This is a genomic window from Youngiibacter multivorans (genome assembly GCF_017873395.1).
Taxonomy (GTDB): Bacteria; Bacillota; Clostridia; order Clostridiales; family Clostridiaceae; genus Youngiibacter; species Youngiibacter multivorans.
The window spans coordinates 17,920-36,061 of record NZ_JAGGKC010000009.1 but is presented as its reverse complement, the minus strand read 5'-3'; the positions used below and the strand labels follow the sequence as shown (position 1 = coordinate 36,061).

Here is an 18,142-nt window from a genome sequence, read left to right as displayed (position 1 = left end):
AATTTACTCCGGACATTTTCCCGAAAAAATGAGGAAAGCGCCAAAACGCGCTTCCCTCAACAAAATCCATGCGGCCCAATGATTGACAAGTATTTGTCACTTCAGCCACAATCCCAAATATGTTCAGTATTTTATACACATGTAGCGTTACATGTACAATTAAAACTACACTAATCCATCCCGAGCCTTTTCATCTTCTCATATAGGGTGGAGCGCTGTATCCCGAGCCTTCTTGCAGCCTCTGCCTTGTTCCCGCTGCATTCCTCAAGCATCTCCCTGATAGCCTGCCTTTCACCCTCCATCGCCCTGTCCTTCAAAGCAGAGGATGTATCGTGATTTTGTCTGATGCCGGCATCCGATATCTTTTTCGGAAGGTCGCCAACTCCAATGACATCCCCTTCTGTAAGGCTCACAAGCATCTCCGCAGCATTCTCAAGTTCCCTGACATTGCCAGGCCATCCGTAAGAGACAAGCATTTCCATCGCCTCAGGTGTCAGCACCTTCTCATGGAAGCCGAACTCGCTGCAGAACCTCCTGATGAATCCAAGGAGGAGCTCCTCTATGTCCTCTTTCCTTTCCTTCAGCTCCGGAAGCTCCAGCCTTATTATGTTGATCCTGTAATATAGGTCTTCCCTGAACGTTCCATTTATGATCATCTCTTCAAGGTTCTTGTTAGTGGCAGCTATGATCCTCACGTTTATCTTCCTTTTCTGTATTCCTCCCACAGGCTCCACTATCCTGTCCTGAAGCACCCTTAAGATCTTCGCCTGCATGAAGAGAGGCATGTCCCCTATTTCATCCAGGAATATGGTACCGTTGTGGGCAAGCTCGAACTTCCCCTTCCTTCCGCCTTTCCTGGCGTCAGTGAACGCCCCCTCCTCATATCCGAAAAGCTCGGATTCCAGAAGTGTTTCCGGTATCGCTGAACAGTTCACTGATACGAGGGGACCTTCCGAAAAGAGGCTCATATCGTGTATTGCCTGGGCAAAAAGCTCCTTTCCGGTACCGCTGGCACCGGTAATGAGGACTGTCGAAGGTGTCCTTGCAGCTCGCCTCGCCAGGTCCTTTGCCTTCTGCATGGGTCCGGAGCTTCCTATTATCTTGCCAAGAAGGAACTTTTCCTTCCTTGTAGGTTCATTTTTCCCCTTCTTGTCCAGGTCCCTCTTCTTATGGACTCTTCCGATGATGTTGTAGAGCTCATTGACATCAGCGAATATGAGCATTCCAATCGCCCCGGTGACTTCCCCGTTCTTCTTGATGGGGATCCTATGGACTACCATGTCCTGTCCTCTTATCCTCTGGATATGACCTCTTTCTTCTATACCAGTCCTTACAACCACAGGAAGCCTGGTGTTCTCAATGATATCCTCCACATTCTTTCCTATGACATCCTCAGGCCTCTTTCCGATGAACCTTCCATAAGCCTCATTGAACTCCAGGATGGTGCAGTTCTTGTCTACTACCACCACACCCTCATATGCTGAATTCAACACATGTTTGAGCGTTTCTGATGAATCAAGCTTATCCTTCACCTTCCTGATGTATCCGGAATTTGCACTGAGGATGTCGGTCCTAGTTATTATCCCCTGGAGATGGCCAAGCCCATCCACTACCGGCAGTGCTCCGTCCTTCATTCCCATCGCCTTCGAGACAGGGTCATCAGGCCCGATAACCGTGGCATCCCTCGTCATAACTGCATCTACTCTTGTATCCAGTGACTTGTCCTTTAGGAATAGCTGCATAAGCACGGTCTTGGTCACGAGGCCCAGATACATCCCGTCGCCGTCAACTACAGGAACGCTGAAGATATCATGCACATCAAGTATGTTTATAGCCTCTTCCACAGTAGATTCAGGCTTCACTGTAAATGGGTCCCTGGTCATCCAGTCCCTTACTATGGATTCTGAATCACTGTAATTTGAACTGTTCCTGATTTCTTCGGACATACCATGACCTCCGTTATTTTTCTATTCATTCCCAATGTACCATTATTATTAAAGACAATAAAGAATAAGTGTCCGATAATTATTACACCAATCACTTTAAGTGCATTTTATCGGACACCAATTTACCTTCTGACTCCAATATCCTTAGTGGCTACAAGGTCAATTCCCAGGCCAAGTATATCGCTCTTCAAAACATCCTTCTCAAATACAGGTGCTGTGCATATGCACCCCTTCACAACATCCATGACATCGAATATCCTGTCCTTCGGGATTGGCGCGGTCAACTTTACACTTACCAGCGGCAGGATTCCTCCTGACACTATTACTGATGAGGCGATATTTCTCTTGGGTTCAACAAGCTCCTGATACGCATGCTTTTCACCCTGTTTGCACTCATTTCCCATTACTGACAGCTTTCCCTCTGTGATTTCAGCCTGGAGTCTGCAGCCCTTCGGACAGACTATGCAGGTCATTGTCCTCTTCAAGATATCATCACCTCCATGTCACCTGTTGACTTTACGCTTTCTGCAGGAAGCTGAAACTGGATCATCTCTGCAGGTATGGCATGGCTGATTTTTCTTGAGAATACACTTACCCCTTCCTGCATGACATGCAGCATCCTATTCCTTAAAGGCTCCTTTACGCGCAATGAAACAGTGATCTCTTTATCCTCATTCATTGCTACCCATTGGGGTACCACATAGGACACATATGCTCCTGACTTCATTCCTGCAAATCCCAAATCAGATTTCTTCCCTTCAAGGTAATTTGCAACTCCCTCAGCAAGCCTTTCAGCTTCCATTGATACCTGGTCCACCAGGTCATGGACCTGGAGTACATTCCCGGCAGCAAATATACCCGGTACGCTCGTCTCATAAGCTTCGCTGATTACAGGACCCTTTGTCCTGGGATCGAGCACAACCCCAGCTGCAAGTGACAGCTCGTTCTCAGGAATGAGTCCTACGGACAAAATAAGGGTATCGCATGATATGAACTCCTCGGTTCCCTTGACTGGTACGAGCTTATCGTCCACAGCCATCACTGTTATCCCTTCCAGCCTGTCCCTGCCATGTATCCTTGATACGGTCCTGGACAGGTGCAAAGGAATGTCATAATCCTCAAGGCACTGGCTTATGTTCCTTGGAAGGCCGCTGGCATAGGGCTGCAGTTCGTATACTCCCAACACACTCGACCCTTCAAGGGTAAGTCGCCTTGCCATTATCAAGCCGATGTCACCCGATCCAAGTATCACGACCTCCTTGCCCACCTGCTTGTTATGTATGTTCATATAGGATTGGGCTACCCCTGCTGTCATCACACCGGAAGGTCTTGATCCGGGGATAGCTATTGCACCCCTGGTCCTTTCCCTGCAGCCCATGGCAAGAATTACAGCCCTGGCAGTTATCTCCATGAGGCCATCCCTCGAGACAACTGTACACCTTTTATCCTCCGTCATATCTGTCACTGCCGCACCGCAAATGTGCTCTATTCCAAGCTCATTAAGCCTTCTGACGAATCTCGCGGCATATTCCGGTCCGCTTAGTGAGGTCTTGAACCTTTTTAGCCCGAAGCCCTCATGGATGCATTGCCTGAGTATTCCGCCCAGCTCATCCTCCCGCTCGACAAGCAGGAGGTCTGTTATTCCCATCCCATGGAGAGCTGCGGCGGCAGCAAGCCCTGCAGGTCCACCGCCGATTATGAGCACATCAACCTTCCTTGATTTCATCCCTTACCCTCCCCGTGAACATATATGAGACCCTGGCCTTGTATCTGATGTCAGTTTCCTTCAGTCCAAGCTCTGATTCAATGAGCTCCGTTATCCTCATCTGGCAGTATCCTCCGTCGCAGCGGCCCATACCTGCACGGGTCCTGTTCTTGACTGATGCTACAGTCGCAGCTCCGAGCGGATTCCTGATGGCTTCGATTATCTCCTTTTTGGTCACCTTTTCGCATCTGCAGATGATCTCGCCGTAATCAGGGTCATTTTCTATGAGCTTTGCCCTCTCTTCATTTGTTGCTTCACTGAACCTTTCAGTCTTTAACCTTACCGGATTGAAGTTTGAATTTTCTTCAAGAGCTTCAGCCTTACCCAATAGGCTTGATACACGCCTTGCAATCGGAAGGGAACATGTAAGCCCCGGTGACTCAATACCGACAAGATTTATTGCATTCGGAAATTCACTGTCGTCTTCAATCAGAAAATCAAGATTCTCATTTGTCATTGGATTCACTCTCTTTACCCTGATACCGGCAAAACTTCTTATATATGACTGTCTGTCCATGTAGGGGAACATACGCTTCCCATCCTCATACAGCCCATCAAGATGCAGCTTTGTTGTTTCATAGTCCTCAAGGTCAAAAGTAACATAGGAATCAGGTCCTACCAGGACATTTCCATCAATTGTTGGAGTTGCATGTGTTGAAAATCCGCCCTTTTCATCAGGTGCTGGATATACAGGTATGTTAAGGTGCTTTCCCAGGCTCTTGTCCAGAACAATGTATTCACCCTTGAAGCCCTTCACGATATAGTCCCTTTTAAAACCAAGCATGTCGGATATGGCGCATGAATTCATGCCGGCAGCATTGATTATCCATCTTCCCATATGCAGTCCCTTATCTGTAGTCACCTCATACATTCCGTCATTTCTTTCGATCCCAGTTACCTTTTCCCCGAACCTGAACTCTACTCCGTTAGTTGCTGCATTCTCAGCAAGTGCAATTGTATAGCCGATTGGATCAAGTATCCCTGAAGTCGGGCAGTGCATGGCAAAGTTCCCGCCTGCACCCGGGGCAATCTCATCGAGTCTTGCCCTATCAATTATCTCCAGGTCCTCAACTCCATTTTCCTCTCCAATTGCCTTGAATTTCAGTATGCGTTCCAGGTCATCATCATTGAATCCTATGACGACCTTTCCTGTCCTTCGAAAGCTCACTCCAAGTTCATCCGCAACCTCATCGAACTCCCTGTTCCCCTCTACACAAAGCTCCGCCTTGAGGGAACCCGGCTTATATGTGAAGCCGGCATGAAGCATCCCTGTATTCCTGCTTGAGTTGCCGAAGGCAACATCAAGCTCCTTCTCAAGGACAAGTATCCTGAGCTTCTTTCTCGAAAGCTCCCTTGCTATTGCAGAGCCTATTACCCCCGCTCCAACTATTATCACATCACTCGACATAAGGATACCTCCATGATCATCATTGATTAATGTATACCATACATCAAGAATGAATAGTCATGGAGGTATAAAAATGGGATGACTTGACTCTCTATTCGTTATAGATTGGACGTATTCGTTCTCTGACTTGTGATCCTCTTGAAGTTCGCTGCAAGATGGGAAAGCATGGCATCATAAGCGTCGCTGCTTTTTCCTGATTTGATTGCATCTGCTATAAGACGGTGGTCTTCAAGGCTCTGTCTTCCAAGGCTTGCCCCAAATAGCTCTTCCTGAAGCACAAGAGCCTGCCTCAGGGATGGTATAAGATTGTGCATAACAAGGTTCCTGCTCATGTTCCAGATACCTGAGTGGAATTCAAAATCGAAGTTCTCATAGTGTCCGAATTTATCAAAGCTCTCCTCGGCTGCGGAGCAGACCCTGCTGAGCCGTTCCGATTCCTCCAGCAGAGCGTTCTGCGCTGCCAGTGAGGCCATCTTTGGCTCAACAAGAAGCCTTATCTGGACAAAGTCCATGACCAGTCTTCTTTTGTCATGGATAAGAGACAGGCCAAGAGGATCCTTCTCTAATTCTACATATGAGGATACGTAGGTACCTGAACCCTGCCTTATCTCAACTATGTTTTGTTCAGACAGCATCCTTGCTGCTGCCCTTATGGTATTTCTGCTTACCTGAAAAAGCCTCGCAAGCTCTGTTTCACTCGGAAGCTTAGCCCCTATCGAAAGATTCTCCCTGAATATCATCTCCGTGATTTGCTCAGCAACGTATCCCGGAAGTGTCCTGAACTCCTTGTCCATGCTATCTACCCCGCTAAAGTCATTAGTTCTCATACCATTGTACAATAACATCCTCCAATTTACATTCATAGGCCGTCACCTGCCATGGCTCATGTTCCAAATCCTTCAATTATGTTATACTTTCAGATATAGACTGGAGGTGCACTTTGGAGAGAAAAAAGAGAAATCATATTTCCGTCCTGCTCATATTGCTTATCGAGCTTTCAGTCACTGCAGCGATATTCAGGCTGATTGGCTTCGCAGACAAGGCCGCTGCTTATCTTACGATCGCAGCACTGTTTACAGGAATCCTGTTTGTTTCAGCTCTCATCTTCAGCAAGCTCAGCAGGCTTGCAGGCGAGGAGGAGCCTTCAGCCAAGAAGAAAGGTTTGATCAAGCTTCTTGTCATGGTAACCCTTCTCTTCATAGCAACATACATCTTAGATGCATATGTCTTCGACCTCAGGTCGCTGATTGAAATATGAGGATACGATTAAAGTAAGTACACAGGACCGTCAAAGCTTGACGGTCCTGTACTATTTTTTCTATTCGCTCTTGTAGCTAAACTGCCAGATTATGCCGAATTTGTCCTTCAGGCTTCCGTAGCATTTGCTCCAGAAGGTCTCCTGCAGGTCCATCTCAACCGTTCCGCCTTCCTTCAGGGCTGCGAACCATGCCTTGATCTTGTCCATATCAGTGTCCACGATAGTAAGGCTGATATTGTTTCCGACTACAAGCGGCATTCCCGGCCAAGTGTCAGAGAACATTACAGTATCACCAGAAATTACCAGTTCGGTGTGCATTACAAGGTCCTTTGCAGCCTCCGGAATCGGGTGCTCTTCGCTTGGCGGCATGCTGCCAAAGGTCATGAAATTCGGCTCGTTGGTTTCGAATACCTTCTGATAGACTGTTACTGCTTCACGGCAATTCCCATCAAAGTTGATATATACCTGTATTGCCATATCGTATTCTCCTTAAAATATCGTACGGTTCTCCCGCCAATTCGATTGTATATCTACCTATTCAAGCTGTATAGGTGCCCGTCACCATGTTGACTCAAAGTTTCCAATCCGTTAACTCAATATTCATTAGGACTAATATTAATTAATTGTATGTCACATTATCTTCACAATACGTATACGGAAATGCAACCAATTGTTCTGAACAGCTTCATCCTCAGTTAACACCTCAATGCTAACATTAATACACTAAACATAAAGGCTTATGGTGCATGTTTTGAGTTGCCCGGAAACAGCTCAAGACTTCATCCGTACCTTTATGGAAATGTTTCTAAAAATGCAATGCTCCATCGGGAATATCCGCACCATCAATCCTTACTCAGGCATGATGCCGGGAGAAGCGGATCGTGGACTGCGAAGACCTGGAAGTTGCAGAAGAAGGTAAAGCCCTTCTGACATTTCAATGCATTCAGTCAGGGAAGAAGGTCTTAAGTATCCCGTAAAGCTTCCCTGACATGCGAAAAGGCCGCCTGAAAGACAAACAGGTGAAGGCTGCACAAGCCCGAAACCAGAGTATCTTCAGGCGGTTTCACTATGCCAGCCGCTAAGGGATCAGGAGAAAACCTGAAAATCAGTAATTGATTCCTGAAAAATCATTATTGAAATATCTTTTTTCTGTTGTAATTTCTCCTGCCATGCTATAAAATATACCTAATTTGTTTCCAGATGGTGTATCGTTTTAGGAAGCAATCAGTGAGTATTACCCAACGGCGGGCCCAAGGTCCCGCCGTTTTCTTTTTGTATATATATTTACTCTATCTTTTTACTATTTTGGGGAGGTTACCATGGAATTTACAAAAATGCACGGTGCTGGCAATGACTACATTTATTTCAATTGCCTCGAGAACATGATTGAAGACCCTGAGAATCTGAGCATTAAGCTCTCAGACAGGCACTTTTCCATCGGCGGTGACGGTATTGTCCTGATTTGTCCGTCAGAATCTGCTGATGTCAGGATGAGGATGTTCAACGCAGACGGCTCCGAAGGAAAAATGTGCGGCAACGCCATAAGATGTGTAGCCAAGTACATCTATGACAGAGGTATTGCCAGAAACGAAGACATCAATGTCGAAACCCTATCAGGAATCAAGAAGATCCATGTCTTCGCAGAAAATGGAAAAGTTACTGCAGCAACGGTAAACATGGGCAGAGCAGCAGGGCTCACAGCAGATGAGATTACAATTGAGGAAGGCAAAGGAAAATTCCTCATTGGCTATCCAATAGAAGCTGCAGATGAAACCTGGAATATCACTACCGTATCCATGGGGAATCCTCATATCGTGACCTTCGTTCCTGATGTAAAGAGTCTTGATCTTATTAAGATAGGACCGCATTTTGAGAACAGCCCACTATTTCCTGAAAGGATAAACACTGAATTCGTGAGGGTAATAGACCGGACCACCCTGGAGATGCGGGTATGGGAAAGAGGAAGCGGAGAGACACTTGCGTGCGGAACAGGCGCATGTGCGACAGTAACCGCAGCAGTGCTGAACGGCTATTGCGACAAGGATACTGATGTCACAGTAAAGCTTATAGGTGGGGACCTGGTAATAAGATATACCGACGATGCGGTATTCATGACAGGTAATGCGGTCGAAGCCTTCACCGGAAATGTTGAGATATAGGAGAGAATGATGAAGATTAACAGCAACTACCTGAACCTTGAGGAGAGCTACCTGTTCTCCACAATAGCCAGAAAAATCGAAGAGTACCAGAAGGAAAACAAGGACGCAAAAATCATAAGGCTCGGCATCGGAGATGTCACACTCCCCCTTGCTGAAGAGGTCATCCGTAGCCTTCATAAGGCAGTTGATGACATGGCCGACAAAAGCACCTTCAAGGGCTATGGACCAGAACAGGGCTACGGATTCCTGAGAGATGCAGTAAGGGACTATTACGGAAGCTATGGCGCAAAGCTTGAATCCACCGAGATATTCATAAGCGATGGAGCCAAGAGCGACCTTGCGAACATCCTTGACATCTTCCATATTGATAACAGGGTACTGGTACCGAACCCGGTATACCCCGTTTATCTTGACACCAACATAATGCTCGGAAGGAATGTCACCTTCATCGACTCAAACATGGAGAACGGTTTCCTGCCGCTTCCTGATGAAAGCATCCCCGCGGACATCATCTACCTTTGCTCTCCTAACAATCCTACGGGAGCGGTATATACAAGGGAAGCACTCGAAAAGTGGGTAAATTATGCCCTTAAGTGCAATGCAGTGATACTTTTCGACTCTGCCTATGAGTCATACATAGTGGACAAAGACCTTCCCAGATCCATATATGAGATCGAGGGTGCAAAGTCCTGCGCAATAGAGTTCAATTCGCTTTCAAAGACAGCAGGATTCACAGGAACAAGGCTTGGCTACACAATAGTGCCACATGGCCTTGTATTCGAGGGAGTGAGCCTCAACAAGCTATGGCTAAGAAGGCAGACCACAAAGTTCAACGGAGTTCCCTATGTCATACAGAAGGCTGCAGAGGCTGTATTTACAGAGGAAGGACAGAGGGAGATCCGTGCAAACATCGAGTATTACAGGGAGAATGCAAGGATCATCGCTGAGACACTTGATTCGCTTGGCGTCTGGTATACTGGTGGAAAGAATTCACCTTACATCTGGCTCAAGGCATTTGACGGAATGACCTCCTGGGAATTCTTCGACTACCTGCTGAGGGAGGCAAACATCGTAGGAACTCCTGGAGCAGGCTTCGGAGCCAACGGCGAAGGCTTCTTCAGGCTTACAGCCTTCGGCAACAGGGAAAACACAATTGAAGCAATGGAAAGGCTTAAAAGGCTGAGGAATAAAGCATAGTATAAGGGCGCGGGTAACCGTGCCCTTTAATTTTCTCATTAACTCACAACATATCTTTCTCAAATTGCACAATAAATTTGTAAGTTTTAATATTAATTTAATTTACAAATTAATCGACTCGAGCTATTATATTCTCAAAGGAGTGATCCTAATGAGTAAAAAGATATACAGCCTTCTTCTGTCTGAAGAGGTCATGAACCTTATTGATGCCGAGTGCAGAAGAAGCGGAAAAAGCAGGTCATCCCTCATAGACGGTATCCTGTCATCAGCATATCTGAAGGACCATCCTGCAACAAGGCTTCCAGACCTTCTTCAGAGTCTTGCCGGACTGCTCAGTCTCGAGGATGCCCAGGTATCTGTACAAAGACTGCTGCAGGATGCTATCGAATTCCGCACAAGCATCCGATATTCGTATCAGCCTAAGATAATCTACAGAGTCAGGTTTGAGCCATCAGAAACAGGAACCGCTGCATTCATAAGGATTACCACAAGAACCACCTCAGCACCTCTCCTGTCAATGTTTTCTGAGCTTTTCAGGGAGATAGCCTTACATGGAGTCGGCAGAGGGCGTCAATACCTGCACATAATCAATGAATCGGGAATCGGGCAGTACGAGCTGAGAAAGGACTACCCTGCGTCAGCTTCGGCAAAGCACATTTCTGATGACATTTTCAGGACCTTCAGCTGGCTTATGGATGCAATGAACAGCTATGTAGATAATGGTACCAGGCACATGGATTTTCAGGCACTTCTCGACTATCTCGACAGGAGATATGGATTTTAACTTTGGGGGGATAAGAAATGAACAACGAGCAATATACACAAAATGCACTGACAGCACTGCAGGAAGCGGTAAGGTCAGCAGTAGCCAATGGAAATTCAAGGATAGAGCCTGAGCATTTCCTTTCTGCACTTTTATCTGATAACGACGGGCTCATCCCAAACATACTCAGAGGAATGGAAATTGACATGCCAAAATTCACCAGATCTTCTGAAGAGCTGGTGTCTCGCATGCCGAAGGTATCAGGTTCAACTGGTGAGCCTACTCTATCCATGGATGCAAACAAGGTGCTTATGGCAGCCGAGAAGGAAATGGAAAAGATGGGCGACCACTACATAAGCGTCGAGCATATCATGCTTGGTCTTATCGATAATTCCGGAAGCAGCCTCAAGAAGCTCTTTGGCAATTTCGGAATCGTGAGGGACAGTTTTCTTGCCATGCTGAGGAAGATCCGCGGGAACAGGACAGTGGATACTGATAATCCTGAAGGTACCTACGATGCTCTGGCTAAATACGGAACAGACCTCGTCAAGATGGCTAAGGACAACAAGCTTGACCCGGTCATCGGCCGTGACGAGGAGATAAGGCATACGATAAGAATTCTTTCACGAAAAACCAAGAACAATCCAGTCATGATCGGAGAGCCCGGTGTTGGAAAGACAGCAGTGGTTGAAGGCCTTGCACAAAGGATAGTAAGAGGCGACGTCCCGGAAAATCTCAAGAACAAGACCGTATGGTCCCTGGACATGGGAGCCCTGGTAGCCGGTGCCAAGTACAGAGGTGAATTCGAAGAAAGGCTGAAAGCTGTCCTTGATGAAGTAAAGAAGAGCGAAGGGAGCATAATACTCTTCATAGATGAGCTCCACAATATTGTTGGAGCAGGAAAGGCCGAGGGAAGCATGGATGCAGGCAATATGCTGAAGCCTCTACTTGCCCGTGGTGAGCTAAGGTGCATCGGTGCGACTACTCTCGACGAGTACAGGAAATACATTGAAAAGGATTCGGCTCTTGAAAGGAGGTTTCAGCCTGTAATGATCGACGAGCCAAGCGTCGAGGAGACAGTGTCGATACTGAGGGGCCTCAAAGAAAGGTACGAGATATACCATGGAGTGACCATCATGGACTCTGCCCTGATACAGGCTGCAATCCTGTCCCACAGGTATATAACCGAAAGGTTCCTCCCGGACAAGGCAATAGACCTGGTCGACGAAGCCTGTGCGCTCATCAAGACAGAGCTTAACTCAATGCCAACGGAGATCGATGAAATAAAGCGGGACATCATGGTACTTGAGATCGAAGAGGTCTCGATGCAGAAGGAAACTGATCCGCACAGCATAAAGAAGCTAGAATCCCTAAGACGAGATATCGCAGAAAAGAAAGACAAGATGGCTGCCCTCACCTCCAAATGGGAAGATGAGAAGTCAAAGATCAAGGGATTGAGCTCAATAAAGGAAGAAATCGATGATGTGATGCACAAGATTGCTGAAGCAGAAAGGACCTATGACCTTAACAAGGCAGCTGAGCTTAAATACGGAAGGCTTCCCGAGCTCGAGAAAAGGCTTGCGGAGAAGAAGGAAAAAGTAGGAGATTCAGGTAACGCCCTTCTCAGGGAAAGCGTCACTCCTGAAGAGATTGCAAAGATAGTATCCAGATGGACAGGAATACCTGTGTCCAAGATGGTGGAGGGTGAGCGTGAAAAGCTCCTTAAGCTTGATGAGATACTACACAAGAGAGTCATCGGACAGGATGAGGCAGTCTCTAAGGTTGTAGATGCCATTATCAGGTCCCGGGCAGGAATCAAGGATCCGGACAGACCCATAGGCTCTTTCCTGTTTCTCGGGCCTACAGGGGTCGGAAAGACAGAGCTTGCAAAAGCACTTACTGAGGCACTTTTTGACAGCGAGGATAACCTTGTGAGGATCGACATGTCAGAGTACATGGAGAAGCATTCCGTAGCAAGGATGATTGGAGCACCTCCGGGATACGTAGGCTATGAGGAGGGAGGCCAGCTGACTGAGGCAGTCAGAAGGAAGCCATACTCGGTAATATTGTTCGACGAAATTGAAAAGGCCCACAGGGATGTATTCAACATAATGCTTCAGATACTTGATGACGGAAGGATAACTGACTCACAGGGAAGGACCGTGGACTTCAAGAATACAGTCATCATACTCACGTCCAACCTTGGCTCTCAGTATATCATGGAAGGTATAGACACTAACGGCAGCATATCGAAAGAAGCCTCAGATATGGTCTTCAGGGAGCTCAGGTCCACCTTCAGGCCTGAATTCCTTAACAGGCTTGATGACATTGTCCTATACAAGCCTCTCATGAAGACTGAAATCAGAAAGATAGCCGGTCTGATGATCAAGGACCTCCAGGGAAGGCTTTCAGGAAGGGATATAACCCTGACTCTTGACCAGACTGCCGAGGACCTCATAATCGATGAAGGATACGATCCGGTCTATGGCGCAAGACCTCTCAAGAGGTACATACAGTCAAGCCTTGAAACTCTTCTGGGAAGAGCGCTGATATCAGGGGAAGTGACTGATGGTTCTACAGTGGAGATTACTGCAGCTAACGGAAGGCTCACAATAAGAAAAGAAAAAGAATAACGAACAAAGCCCTAATTTCAATGGATGGCTCCATTGAAGTTAGGGCTTTGAACTTTCTTTATTTACAATATTTCATTATGTTAAAAATTTACAGGATGCTACTTTGACTCTCCGAGGTATGCTTCCTTTACCTTGTCGTTGACAAGGAGCTCTTTTCCCGGACCTTCAAGGACAAGGCTTCCGGTCTCGAGAACATAGCCATAGTCAGCTATCTCAAGCGCCTTCTTTGCATTCTGTTCTACAAGGAGTATTGTGTTTCCGAGCCTGTGGATCTCCTTGATTATTGAGAAGATCTCTTTGACTAGTATCGGAGCAAGACCCAGTGAAGGCTCATCCATCATGAGTATCTTAGGCTTTGTCATCATCGCCCTGCCGACTGCAAGCATCTGCTGCTCACCGCCGGAGAGTGTTCCGGATTTTTGCCAGGATCTCTCCTTAAGCCTTGGAAACAGGTCGTACACGTTGTCCATGTCCTTCTTTATGCCATCCTTGTCGTTCCTTGTGTAGGCTCCAAGGATCAGGTTTTCCTCGACTGTAAGGTTCGAGAATACCTTCCTGCCCTCAGGAACGAGAACTATCCCTTTTTTTACAATGTCCTTGGTCTTCAGTGATGACAGGTCTTCCCCGTCATAGGTCACTTTGCCTTCCTTCTTTACCAGTCCCATTATGGCCCTTAGCGTAGAAGATTTCCCGGCTCCATTGGAGCCTATGAGTGTGACAATCTTGTTCTCCTCGATCTGAAGGTTGACTCCTCTGAGGGCATTGATTCCTCCGTAGCTTACGCTAAGGTTCTCTATCTTAAGCATTCTAGTCCACCCCCAGGTAAGCTTCGATGACCCTTGGATTATTCTGTATTTCTGAAGCGTTACCTTCAGCTATCAGTACACCATGGTCAAGTACGAATATCTTGTCGCATATTCCCATAACAACATCCATGTGGTGTTCGATTAGGAAAATGGTCAGGTTGAATTCCTTGCGTATGTCTGATATGAATCCCATGAGTTCAATTGTCTCCTGTGGATTCATGCCTGCAGCAGGTTCATCAAGAAGAAGCAGTTCAGGGTCTGTTGCAAGTGCTCTCGCTATCTCAAGCCTTCTCTGCTTACCGTATGGAAGCGAATAAGCAAGTTCGTTCCTTTCCTCATACAGTCCTACCTTTTTCAGAAGATACTCCGACTTATCATAAAAAGCCTTCTCTTCCTTCACATAGTTCGGCAGCCTTAAGCTTGCTGATATGACGTCTGACTTTATCCTCAGGTGGTTTCCAATAAAGACATTCTCAAGCACTGTCAGCTCCTTGAAAAGCCTTATGTTCTGGAATGTCCTGCATATTCCTGCCTTAGCTATCTGGTCAGGCCTCTTGTCAGCTACCTTAAGCTCTCTGTCTCCCTTGGTATAGGTTATGTCGCCTGAGGTAGGCTTGTACACACCAGTGACCATATTGAAGACAGTGGTCTTGCCCGCTCCATTAGGACCGATAAGACCTACTATGGATCCGTCGTCAACTGTCGCATTGAATTCGTTGACGGCTACTACACCGCCAAATTTCATAGTTACATTATTTAGTCTTAGCATGCTTCTTCACCGCCAGCATGATATTTTTCGATATCTTGCTGTCCTTCCTGAAAAGTACTACCAACATGAGGATAAGGGAAAATACAACCATCCTCAAGCCTGGAAGTGCCGGCAGCACAGTAAAGCCAAGGTTCAGCGGTCCATCAAGGAACCTCAGGACCTCCATTGCAATTGTTATGACAATGGCTGAGACCACATTACCCTTAATGCTTCCCATTCCACCAAGTACTACTATAAGCAGTATGTTGAAGGTATAGGTGAACTTGAAGAAGTCAGGTGAAATAGTACCAAGCTGTGAACCCATAAGTCCTCCGCCGACTCCGGCAAAGAAAGCTCCAATTACGAAGCTGAGAAGCTTATGGCTGAATATGTTTATTCCCATTGACCTTGCCGCTATGTCATCCTCCCTGATTGCCTTGAAGGCCTTTCCATAGCTGCTGTTGATCAGCAGTGTCATTACGATTATCGTAAATATTGCTAAACCCCATGTCCACGGAGTGGTTGCCCTGTTCGGGATACCCTTCAGTCCAAGGGCGCCATTGCTTACGCTCTGCATGTTTGTCAGGAGTATCCTGATTATCTCAGAAAATCCCAGAGTTGCTATTGCCAGATAATCATCAGTGAGTTTCAGCACAGGAGCACCAATAAGAAGCGCCACAAATGCCGTGACGATCCCCGCTAATAGAATAGCAGGCAGGAATCCCAGCTCCACCTCTGCAAGCCAGGGAACTATCGGCTTCATATAGAAATTCATCTGCTTGGTAGTAGGGTTCATCGTAAGAAGTCCTACTGTATACGCTCCGACAGCCATGAATCCGGCATGTCCAAGCGAGAACAGACCTGTAAATCCATTGATGAGATTCATCGACAGCGCCAGTATTACATATATACCGCAGAGGTTTATAATCCTTAGCTGATAGCTGTCCAGGAAAAGGTTCGCAGCGAAGAGCAAAGCTATTGCGACAACCAGCATGACAACATATTTAGTCAATTTACCTTTTTTCATGTCTTCACACCTTCTCCGCCATTTTCTCTCCCATGAGACCTGTAGGCTTCACAAGGAGGATGAGTATGAGGAGCACGAACGCGAAGGCATCCCTGTAGCCTGTAAGAGCAGGCAGGAAAGCTACCAGCAGTATCTCTCCGAGTCCCAGAATGAAACCTCCAACCACCGCACCCTTGATGTTGCCGATACCCCCGATGACTGCAGCGATAAAGCATTTTATACCGGGAATGATACCCATGAGTGGAACCAGCTGCGGGTATTTGATGCCCCATAATATTCCACCGACTGCGCCGAGAAAGGAACCCACAAAAAAGGTAATGGATATTATCGAGTTGATGTCTATTCCCATGAGACTTGCCGCCTCATATTCCTTCGACAGCGCTCTCATTGCCATTCCTGTCTTCGTCTTGTTTATCCACCAGGTCAGTAGGAAAAGAAGTACAAGTGTAACAACTGGTATAACAAAGGTAACAGTAGAAATAGATACTCCGCCTACGACAAGCACACCTTTGAAGATATCAGGTACAGGGAAGGCCTTTGGCCTTCCCCCGAATACCAGTATCGCAACATTCTCAATCAGAAACGAAGCTCCGATGGCTGATATGAGTATCGTTATCCTTGGCTGTCCCCTGAGGGGCTTGTAGGCCAGCTTTTCAAGGAGAAATCCAAGAAAGCCAGTTGTCACGGAAGCCAATAGGAATACCAGCCACCATGGCAGCGGCAGATAGGTCATGCCATAGAAGGTTAGATACGCTCCAAGCATGAATATGTCGCCGTGTGCGAAATTGACCAGCCTTAGGATCCCATACACCATCGTGTAGCCTATAGCTATCAGGGCATAAAGGCTCCCTAGGGATATGCCGTTGGCCAGGTGCTGGAATAATCCCTGAATACTCATTTTTCAACCTCCAATTTAAGTCCTATGGTTCTATTGTCGTGAAATATTCGAACTTGCCGTCAACAACCTTGTTGATGACTGCAGATTTAACTGCATCGCCGTTTGCATCAAGAGTTATGTTGCCAGTGGATCCTACGAAATCCTTCGTAGCTGCAATGGCGTCCCTGATCTTTACAGAATCAGTAGAGTTTGCTCTTGTTATAGCATCGATTATAAGCATATAAGCATCATATCCCAAAGCTGCAAATGCATTTGCATCCTCGTTGTACTTTGCCTTGAAGTCTGCAAGGAAAGTCTTTGAAACTTCAGTTACTGGTGCTGCAGCTGTGAAGTGTGAGCTGTAGGCTGCATCTTCAACTGCTTCTCCGCCGATTTCAAGGAAGTCTGGAGCTTCCCATGTGTCTCCTCCAAGTATTGGAGTAGTGATTCCAAGCTCTCTTGCCTGCTTTATAAGGAGTGCTGATTCGCCGTAGTTGCCAGGTGCGAATATGACATCAGGGTTCTTTTCCTTGATGTTTGTAAGCTGTGCTGTAAAGTCCTGGTCTCCGGTGTTATATGAAGCAGTTCCAACTATGCTGTTCGCATCTCCGGTCTTCTCCTTGAACGCCTTAACGAAGTAAGTCGAAAGTCCAACGGAGTAATCCTGCTGAACGTCCTGGATTATAGCTGCTGTCTTTGCTCCAAGCTCCTGTATCGCATAGTTTGCCATTACAGTTCCCTGGAAAGGATCTATGAAGCATACTCTGAAGTAGTAGTCATTGTTAAGTGTTACAAGCGGATTAGTCGGTGAGCATCCGACAGCCGGTACCTGGGCTCTCATGACGATATCTCCTGCAGCCATTGAAAGCGAGCTTCCGTAGCTTCCTATGATCGCAACTACCTTTTCACTCTCGATAAGCCTTGATACGCCGTTTGCTGCCTCAACCTTGTCAGACTTGTTGTCAACAACCACAAGCTCGACCTTCATTCCAAGAACTTCGCTTACCTTTTCGTTCGCAAGCTTGATTCCTTCAAGTGTCATCTCGCCGCCTGCAGCGCTTGCGCCTGTAAGTGGTTCGAATACACCGATCTTGATTACTCCTGCTGTTGTAGGGGTATTAGGTGTCGTCGGCGTGGTAGGTGCCTTTGCTCCGCAGCCTGCTGCAACCACCATTGCCATTGTTGCTGTCATTACCGCAGCGATTAGCTTCTTTTTCATGTTTTTCCCTCCCATGTTTTTGTGTATTTGTTAATAAAGGGTAACGAAACTATTGAATATTTGTGATTTAAGTCTAATGCCACCGCCATTCAAAGTCAAATGTATATTCACGGAGAACAAATCCGGGCTATCGATTTGGTATTTCCGCAAAATATATAATATCGAATTAGCATTATTATAGCATAAGATTGATTGTTTCGTAAATTTACTCCGATATTTATCAGATTTTTGCATATAAATCCAAATATCTCAAATAAATTGCCATTCCGCATCAGGTTGACAGAAGAAGTCATTTTGTACTCTTCATAAAAACATCAGAATTTTCCGACACTTCAA

Annotated in this window: 16 protein-coding genes; 5 read left to right on the top strand and 11 right to left on the bottom strand. The window is 46.5% G+C overall.

Going from position 1 to position 18,142, the window contains the following annotated elements; genetic code table 11:
• Positions 1-170 precede the first annotated feature (170 nt).
• The 5 genes from J2Z34_RS06690 to J2Z34_RS06670 all read right to left on the bottom strand — a co-directional run bounded on the left by J2Z34_RS06690 (position 171) and on the right by J2Z34_RS06670 (position 5,946).
• Entirely contained in the window at positions 171-1,946 is a 1,776-nt protein-coding gene (locus J2Z34_RS06690; protein WP_209459096.1) for a sigma-54-dependent Fis family transcriptional regulator, read from the bottom strand.
• A 122-nt stretch (positions 1,947-2,068) separates the two neighbouring features.
• Positions 2,069-2,431 (bottom strand): DUF1667 domain-containing protein, encoded by a 363-nt coding sequence (locus J2Z34_RS06685; RefSeq protein ID WP_209459095.1) that lies wholly within the window; start codon positions 2,429-2,431, stop codon positions 2,069-2,071.
• Complete coding sequence (locus J2Z34_RS06680; protein WP_209459094.1) at positions 2,428-3,672, bottom strand: NAD(P)/FAD-dependent oxidoreductase; 1,245 nt, start codon at positions 3,670-3,672, stop codon at positions 2,428-2,430. The genes J2Z34_RS06685 and J2Z34_RS06680 overlap by 4 nt, the downstream gene beginning before the upstream one ends.
• Entirely contained in the window at positions 3,653-5,119 is a 1,467-nt protein-coding gene (locus tag J2Z34_RS06675) for an NAD(P)/FAD-dependent oxidoreductase (protein WP_209459093.1), read from the bottom strand. Before J2Z34_RS06675 ends, J2Z34_RS06680 begins: the two co-directional genes overlap by 20 nt.
• Positions 5,120-5,217: 98 nt before the next feature.
• A complete protein-coding gene (locus tag J2Z34_RS06670; RefSeq protein WP_209459092.1) occupies positions 5,218-5,946 on the bottom strand; it encodes a FadR/GntR family transcriptional regulator in 729 nt (242 codons plus the stop codon).
• 113 nt (positions 5,947-6,059) lie between these two features.
• On the opposite strand from J2Z34_RS06670, the gene J2Z34_RS06665 reads away from it, so the two are divergent.
• A complete protein-coding gene (locus J2Z34_RS06665; protein ID WP_209459091.1) occupies positions 6,060-6,377 on the top strand; it encodes a hypothetical protein in 318 nt (105 codons plus the stop codon).
• A 60-nt stretch (positions 6,378-6,437) separates the two neighbouring features.
• Here the strand turns inward: J2Z34_RS06665 and J2Z34_RS06660 are convergent, their stop codons facing one another.
• On the bottom strand, positions 6,438-6,854 hold the full coding sequence (locus J2Z34_RS06660) for a VOC family protein (protein WP_209459090.1): 417 nt from the start codon (positions 6,852-6,854) through the stop codon (positions 6,438-6,440).
• Positions 6,855-7,696: 842 nt separating this feature from the next.
• On the opposite strand from J2Z34_RS06660, the gene dapF reads away from it, so the two are divergent.
• The 4 genes from dapF to clpB all read left to right on the top strand — a co-directional run bounded on the left by dapF (position 7,697) and on the right by clpB (position 13,129).
• On the top strand, positions 7,697-8,536 hold the full coding sequence (gene dapF, locus J2Z34_RS06655) for a diaminopimelate epimerase (RefSeq protein WP_209459089.1): 840 nt from the start codon (positions 7,697-7,699) through the stop codon (positions 8,534-8,536).
• Positions 8,537-8,545: 9 nt separating this feature from the next.
• A complete protein-coding gene (locus tag J2Z34_RS06650) occupies positions 8,546-9,733 on the top strand; it encodes an LL-diaminopimelate aminotransferase (RefSeq protein WP_209459088.1) in 1,188 nt (395 codons plus the stop codon).
• 151 nt (positions 9,734-9,884) lie between these two features.
• A complete protein-coding gene (locus tag J2Z34_RS06645; protein WP_209459087.1) occupies positions 9,885-10,517 on the top strand; it encodes a hypothetical protein in 633 nt (210 codons plus the stop codon).
• A gap of 17 nt (positions 10,518-10,534) precedes the next feature.
• A complete protein-coding gene (gene clpB, locus J2Z34_RS06640) occupies positions 10,535-13,129 on the top strand; it encodes an ATP-dependent chaperone ClpB (protein WP_209459086.1) in 2,595 nt (864 codons plus the stop codon).
• A gap of 98 nt (positions 13,130-13,227) precedes the next feature.
• On the opposite strand, the gene J2Z34_RS06635 is transcribed toward clpB, so the two are convergent.
• The 5 genes from J2Z34_RS06635 to J2Z34_RS06615 are packed head-to-tail and all read right to left on the bottom strand — an operon-like array spanning position 13,228 to position 17,806.
• Positions 13,228-13,935, bottom strand: coding sequence for an ABC transporter ATP-binding protein (locus tag J2Z34_RS06635; RefSeq protein ID WP_209459085.1), 708 nt, complete (start codon positions 13,933-13,935; stop codon positions 13,228-13,230).
• Position 13,936: 1 nt separating this feature from the next.
• Positions 13,937-14,704, bottom strand: a complete 768-nt coding sequence (locus J2Z34_RS06630) for an ABC transporter ATP-binding protein (RefSeq protein ID WP_209459084.1) — start codon at positions 14,702-14,704, stop codon at positions 13,937-13,939.
• The gene (locus J2Z34_RS06625; RefSeq protein WP_209459083.1) at positions 14,688-15,710 is read right to left on the bottom strand and encodes a branched-chain amino acid ABC transporter permease; all 1,023 of its coding nucleotides are present in this window, start codon (positions 15,708-15,710) and stop codon (positions 14,688-14,690) included. The genes J2Z34_RS06630 and J2Z34_RS06625 overlap by 17 nt, the downstream gene beginning before the upstream one ends.
• A gap of 4 nt (positions 15,711-15,714) precedes the next feature.
• Positions 15,715-16,608, bottom strand: coding sequence for a branched-chain amino acid ABC transporter permease (locus J2Z34_RS06620; protein ID WP_209459082.1), 894 nt, complete (start codon positions 16,606-16,608; stop codon positions 15,715-15,717).
• A 22-nt stretch (positions 16,609-16,630) separates the two neighbouring features.
• A complete protein-coding gene (locus tag J2Z34_RS06615) occupies positions 16,631-17,806 on the bottom strand; it encodes an ABC transporter substrate-binding protein (RefSeq protein WP_209459081.1) in 1,176 nt (391 codons plus the stop codon).
• Positions 17,807-18,142 lie beyond the last annotated feature (336 nt).

What these genes read in the sequence shown, in the direction of transcription:
- J2Z34_RS06690 (WP_209459096.1), bottom strand. Translation starts at nt 1,946, where the DNA reads ATGTCCGAAGAAATCAGGAACAGTTCAAATTACAGTGATTCAGAATCC.
- J2Z34_RS06680 (WP_209459094.1), bottom strand. Translation starts at nt 3,672, where the DNA reads ATGAAATCAAGGAAGGTTGATGTGCTCATAATCGGCGGTGGACCTGCA.
- J2Z34_RS06675 (WP_209459093.1), bottom strand. Translation starts at nt 5,119, where the DNA reads ATGTCGAGTGATGTGATAATAGTTGGAGCGGGGGTAATAGGCTCTGCA.
- J2Z34_RS06670 (WP_209459092.1), bottom strand. Translation starts at nt 5,946, where the DNA reads ATGAGAACTAATGACTTTAGCGGGGTAGATAGCATGGACAAGGAGTTC.
- J2Z34_RS06660 (WP_209459090.1), bottom strand. Translation starts at nt 6,854, where the DNA reads ATGGCAATACAGGTATATATCAACTTTGATGGGAATTGCCGTGAAGCA.
- dapF (WP_209459089.1), top strand. Translation starts at nt 7,697, where the DNA reads ATGGAATTTACAAAAATGCACGGTGCTGGCAATGACTACATTTATTTC.
- J2Z34_RS06650 (WP_209459088.1), top strand. Translation starts at nt 8,546, where the DNA reads ATGAAGATTAACAGCAACTACCTGAACCTTGAGGAGAGCTACCTGTTC.
- J2Z34_RS06645 (WP_209459087.1), top strand. Translation starts at nt 9,885, where the DNA reads ATGAGTAAAAAGATATACAGCCTTCTTCTGTCTGAAGAGGTCATGAAC.
- clpB (WP_209459086.1), top strand. Translation starts at nt 10,535, where the DNA reads ATGAACAACGAGCAATATACACAAAATGCACTGACAGCACTGCAGGAA.
- J2Z34_RS06635 (WP_209459085.1), bottom strand. Translation starts at nt 13,935, where the DNA reads ATGCTTAAGATAGAGAACCTTAGCGTAAGCTACGGAGGAATCAATGCC.
- J2Z34_RS06630 (WP_209459084.1), bottom strand. Translation starts at nt 14,704, where the DNA reads ATGCTAAGACTAAATAATGTAACTATGAAATTTGGCGGTGTAGTAGCC.
- J2Z34_RS06625 (WP_209459083.1), bottom strand. Translation starts at nt 15,710, where the DNA reads ATGAAAAAAGGTAAATTGACTAAATATGTTGTCATGCTGGTTGTCGCA.
- J2Z34_RS06620 (WP_209459082.1), bottom strand. Translation starts at nt 16,608, where the DNA reads ATGAGTATTCAGGGATTATTCCAGCACCTGGCCAACGGCATATCCCTA.
- J2Z34_RS06615 (WP_209459081.1), bottom strand. Translation starts at nt 17,806, where the DNA reads ATGAAAAAGAAGCTAATCGCTGCGGTAATGACAGCAACAATGGCAATG.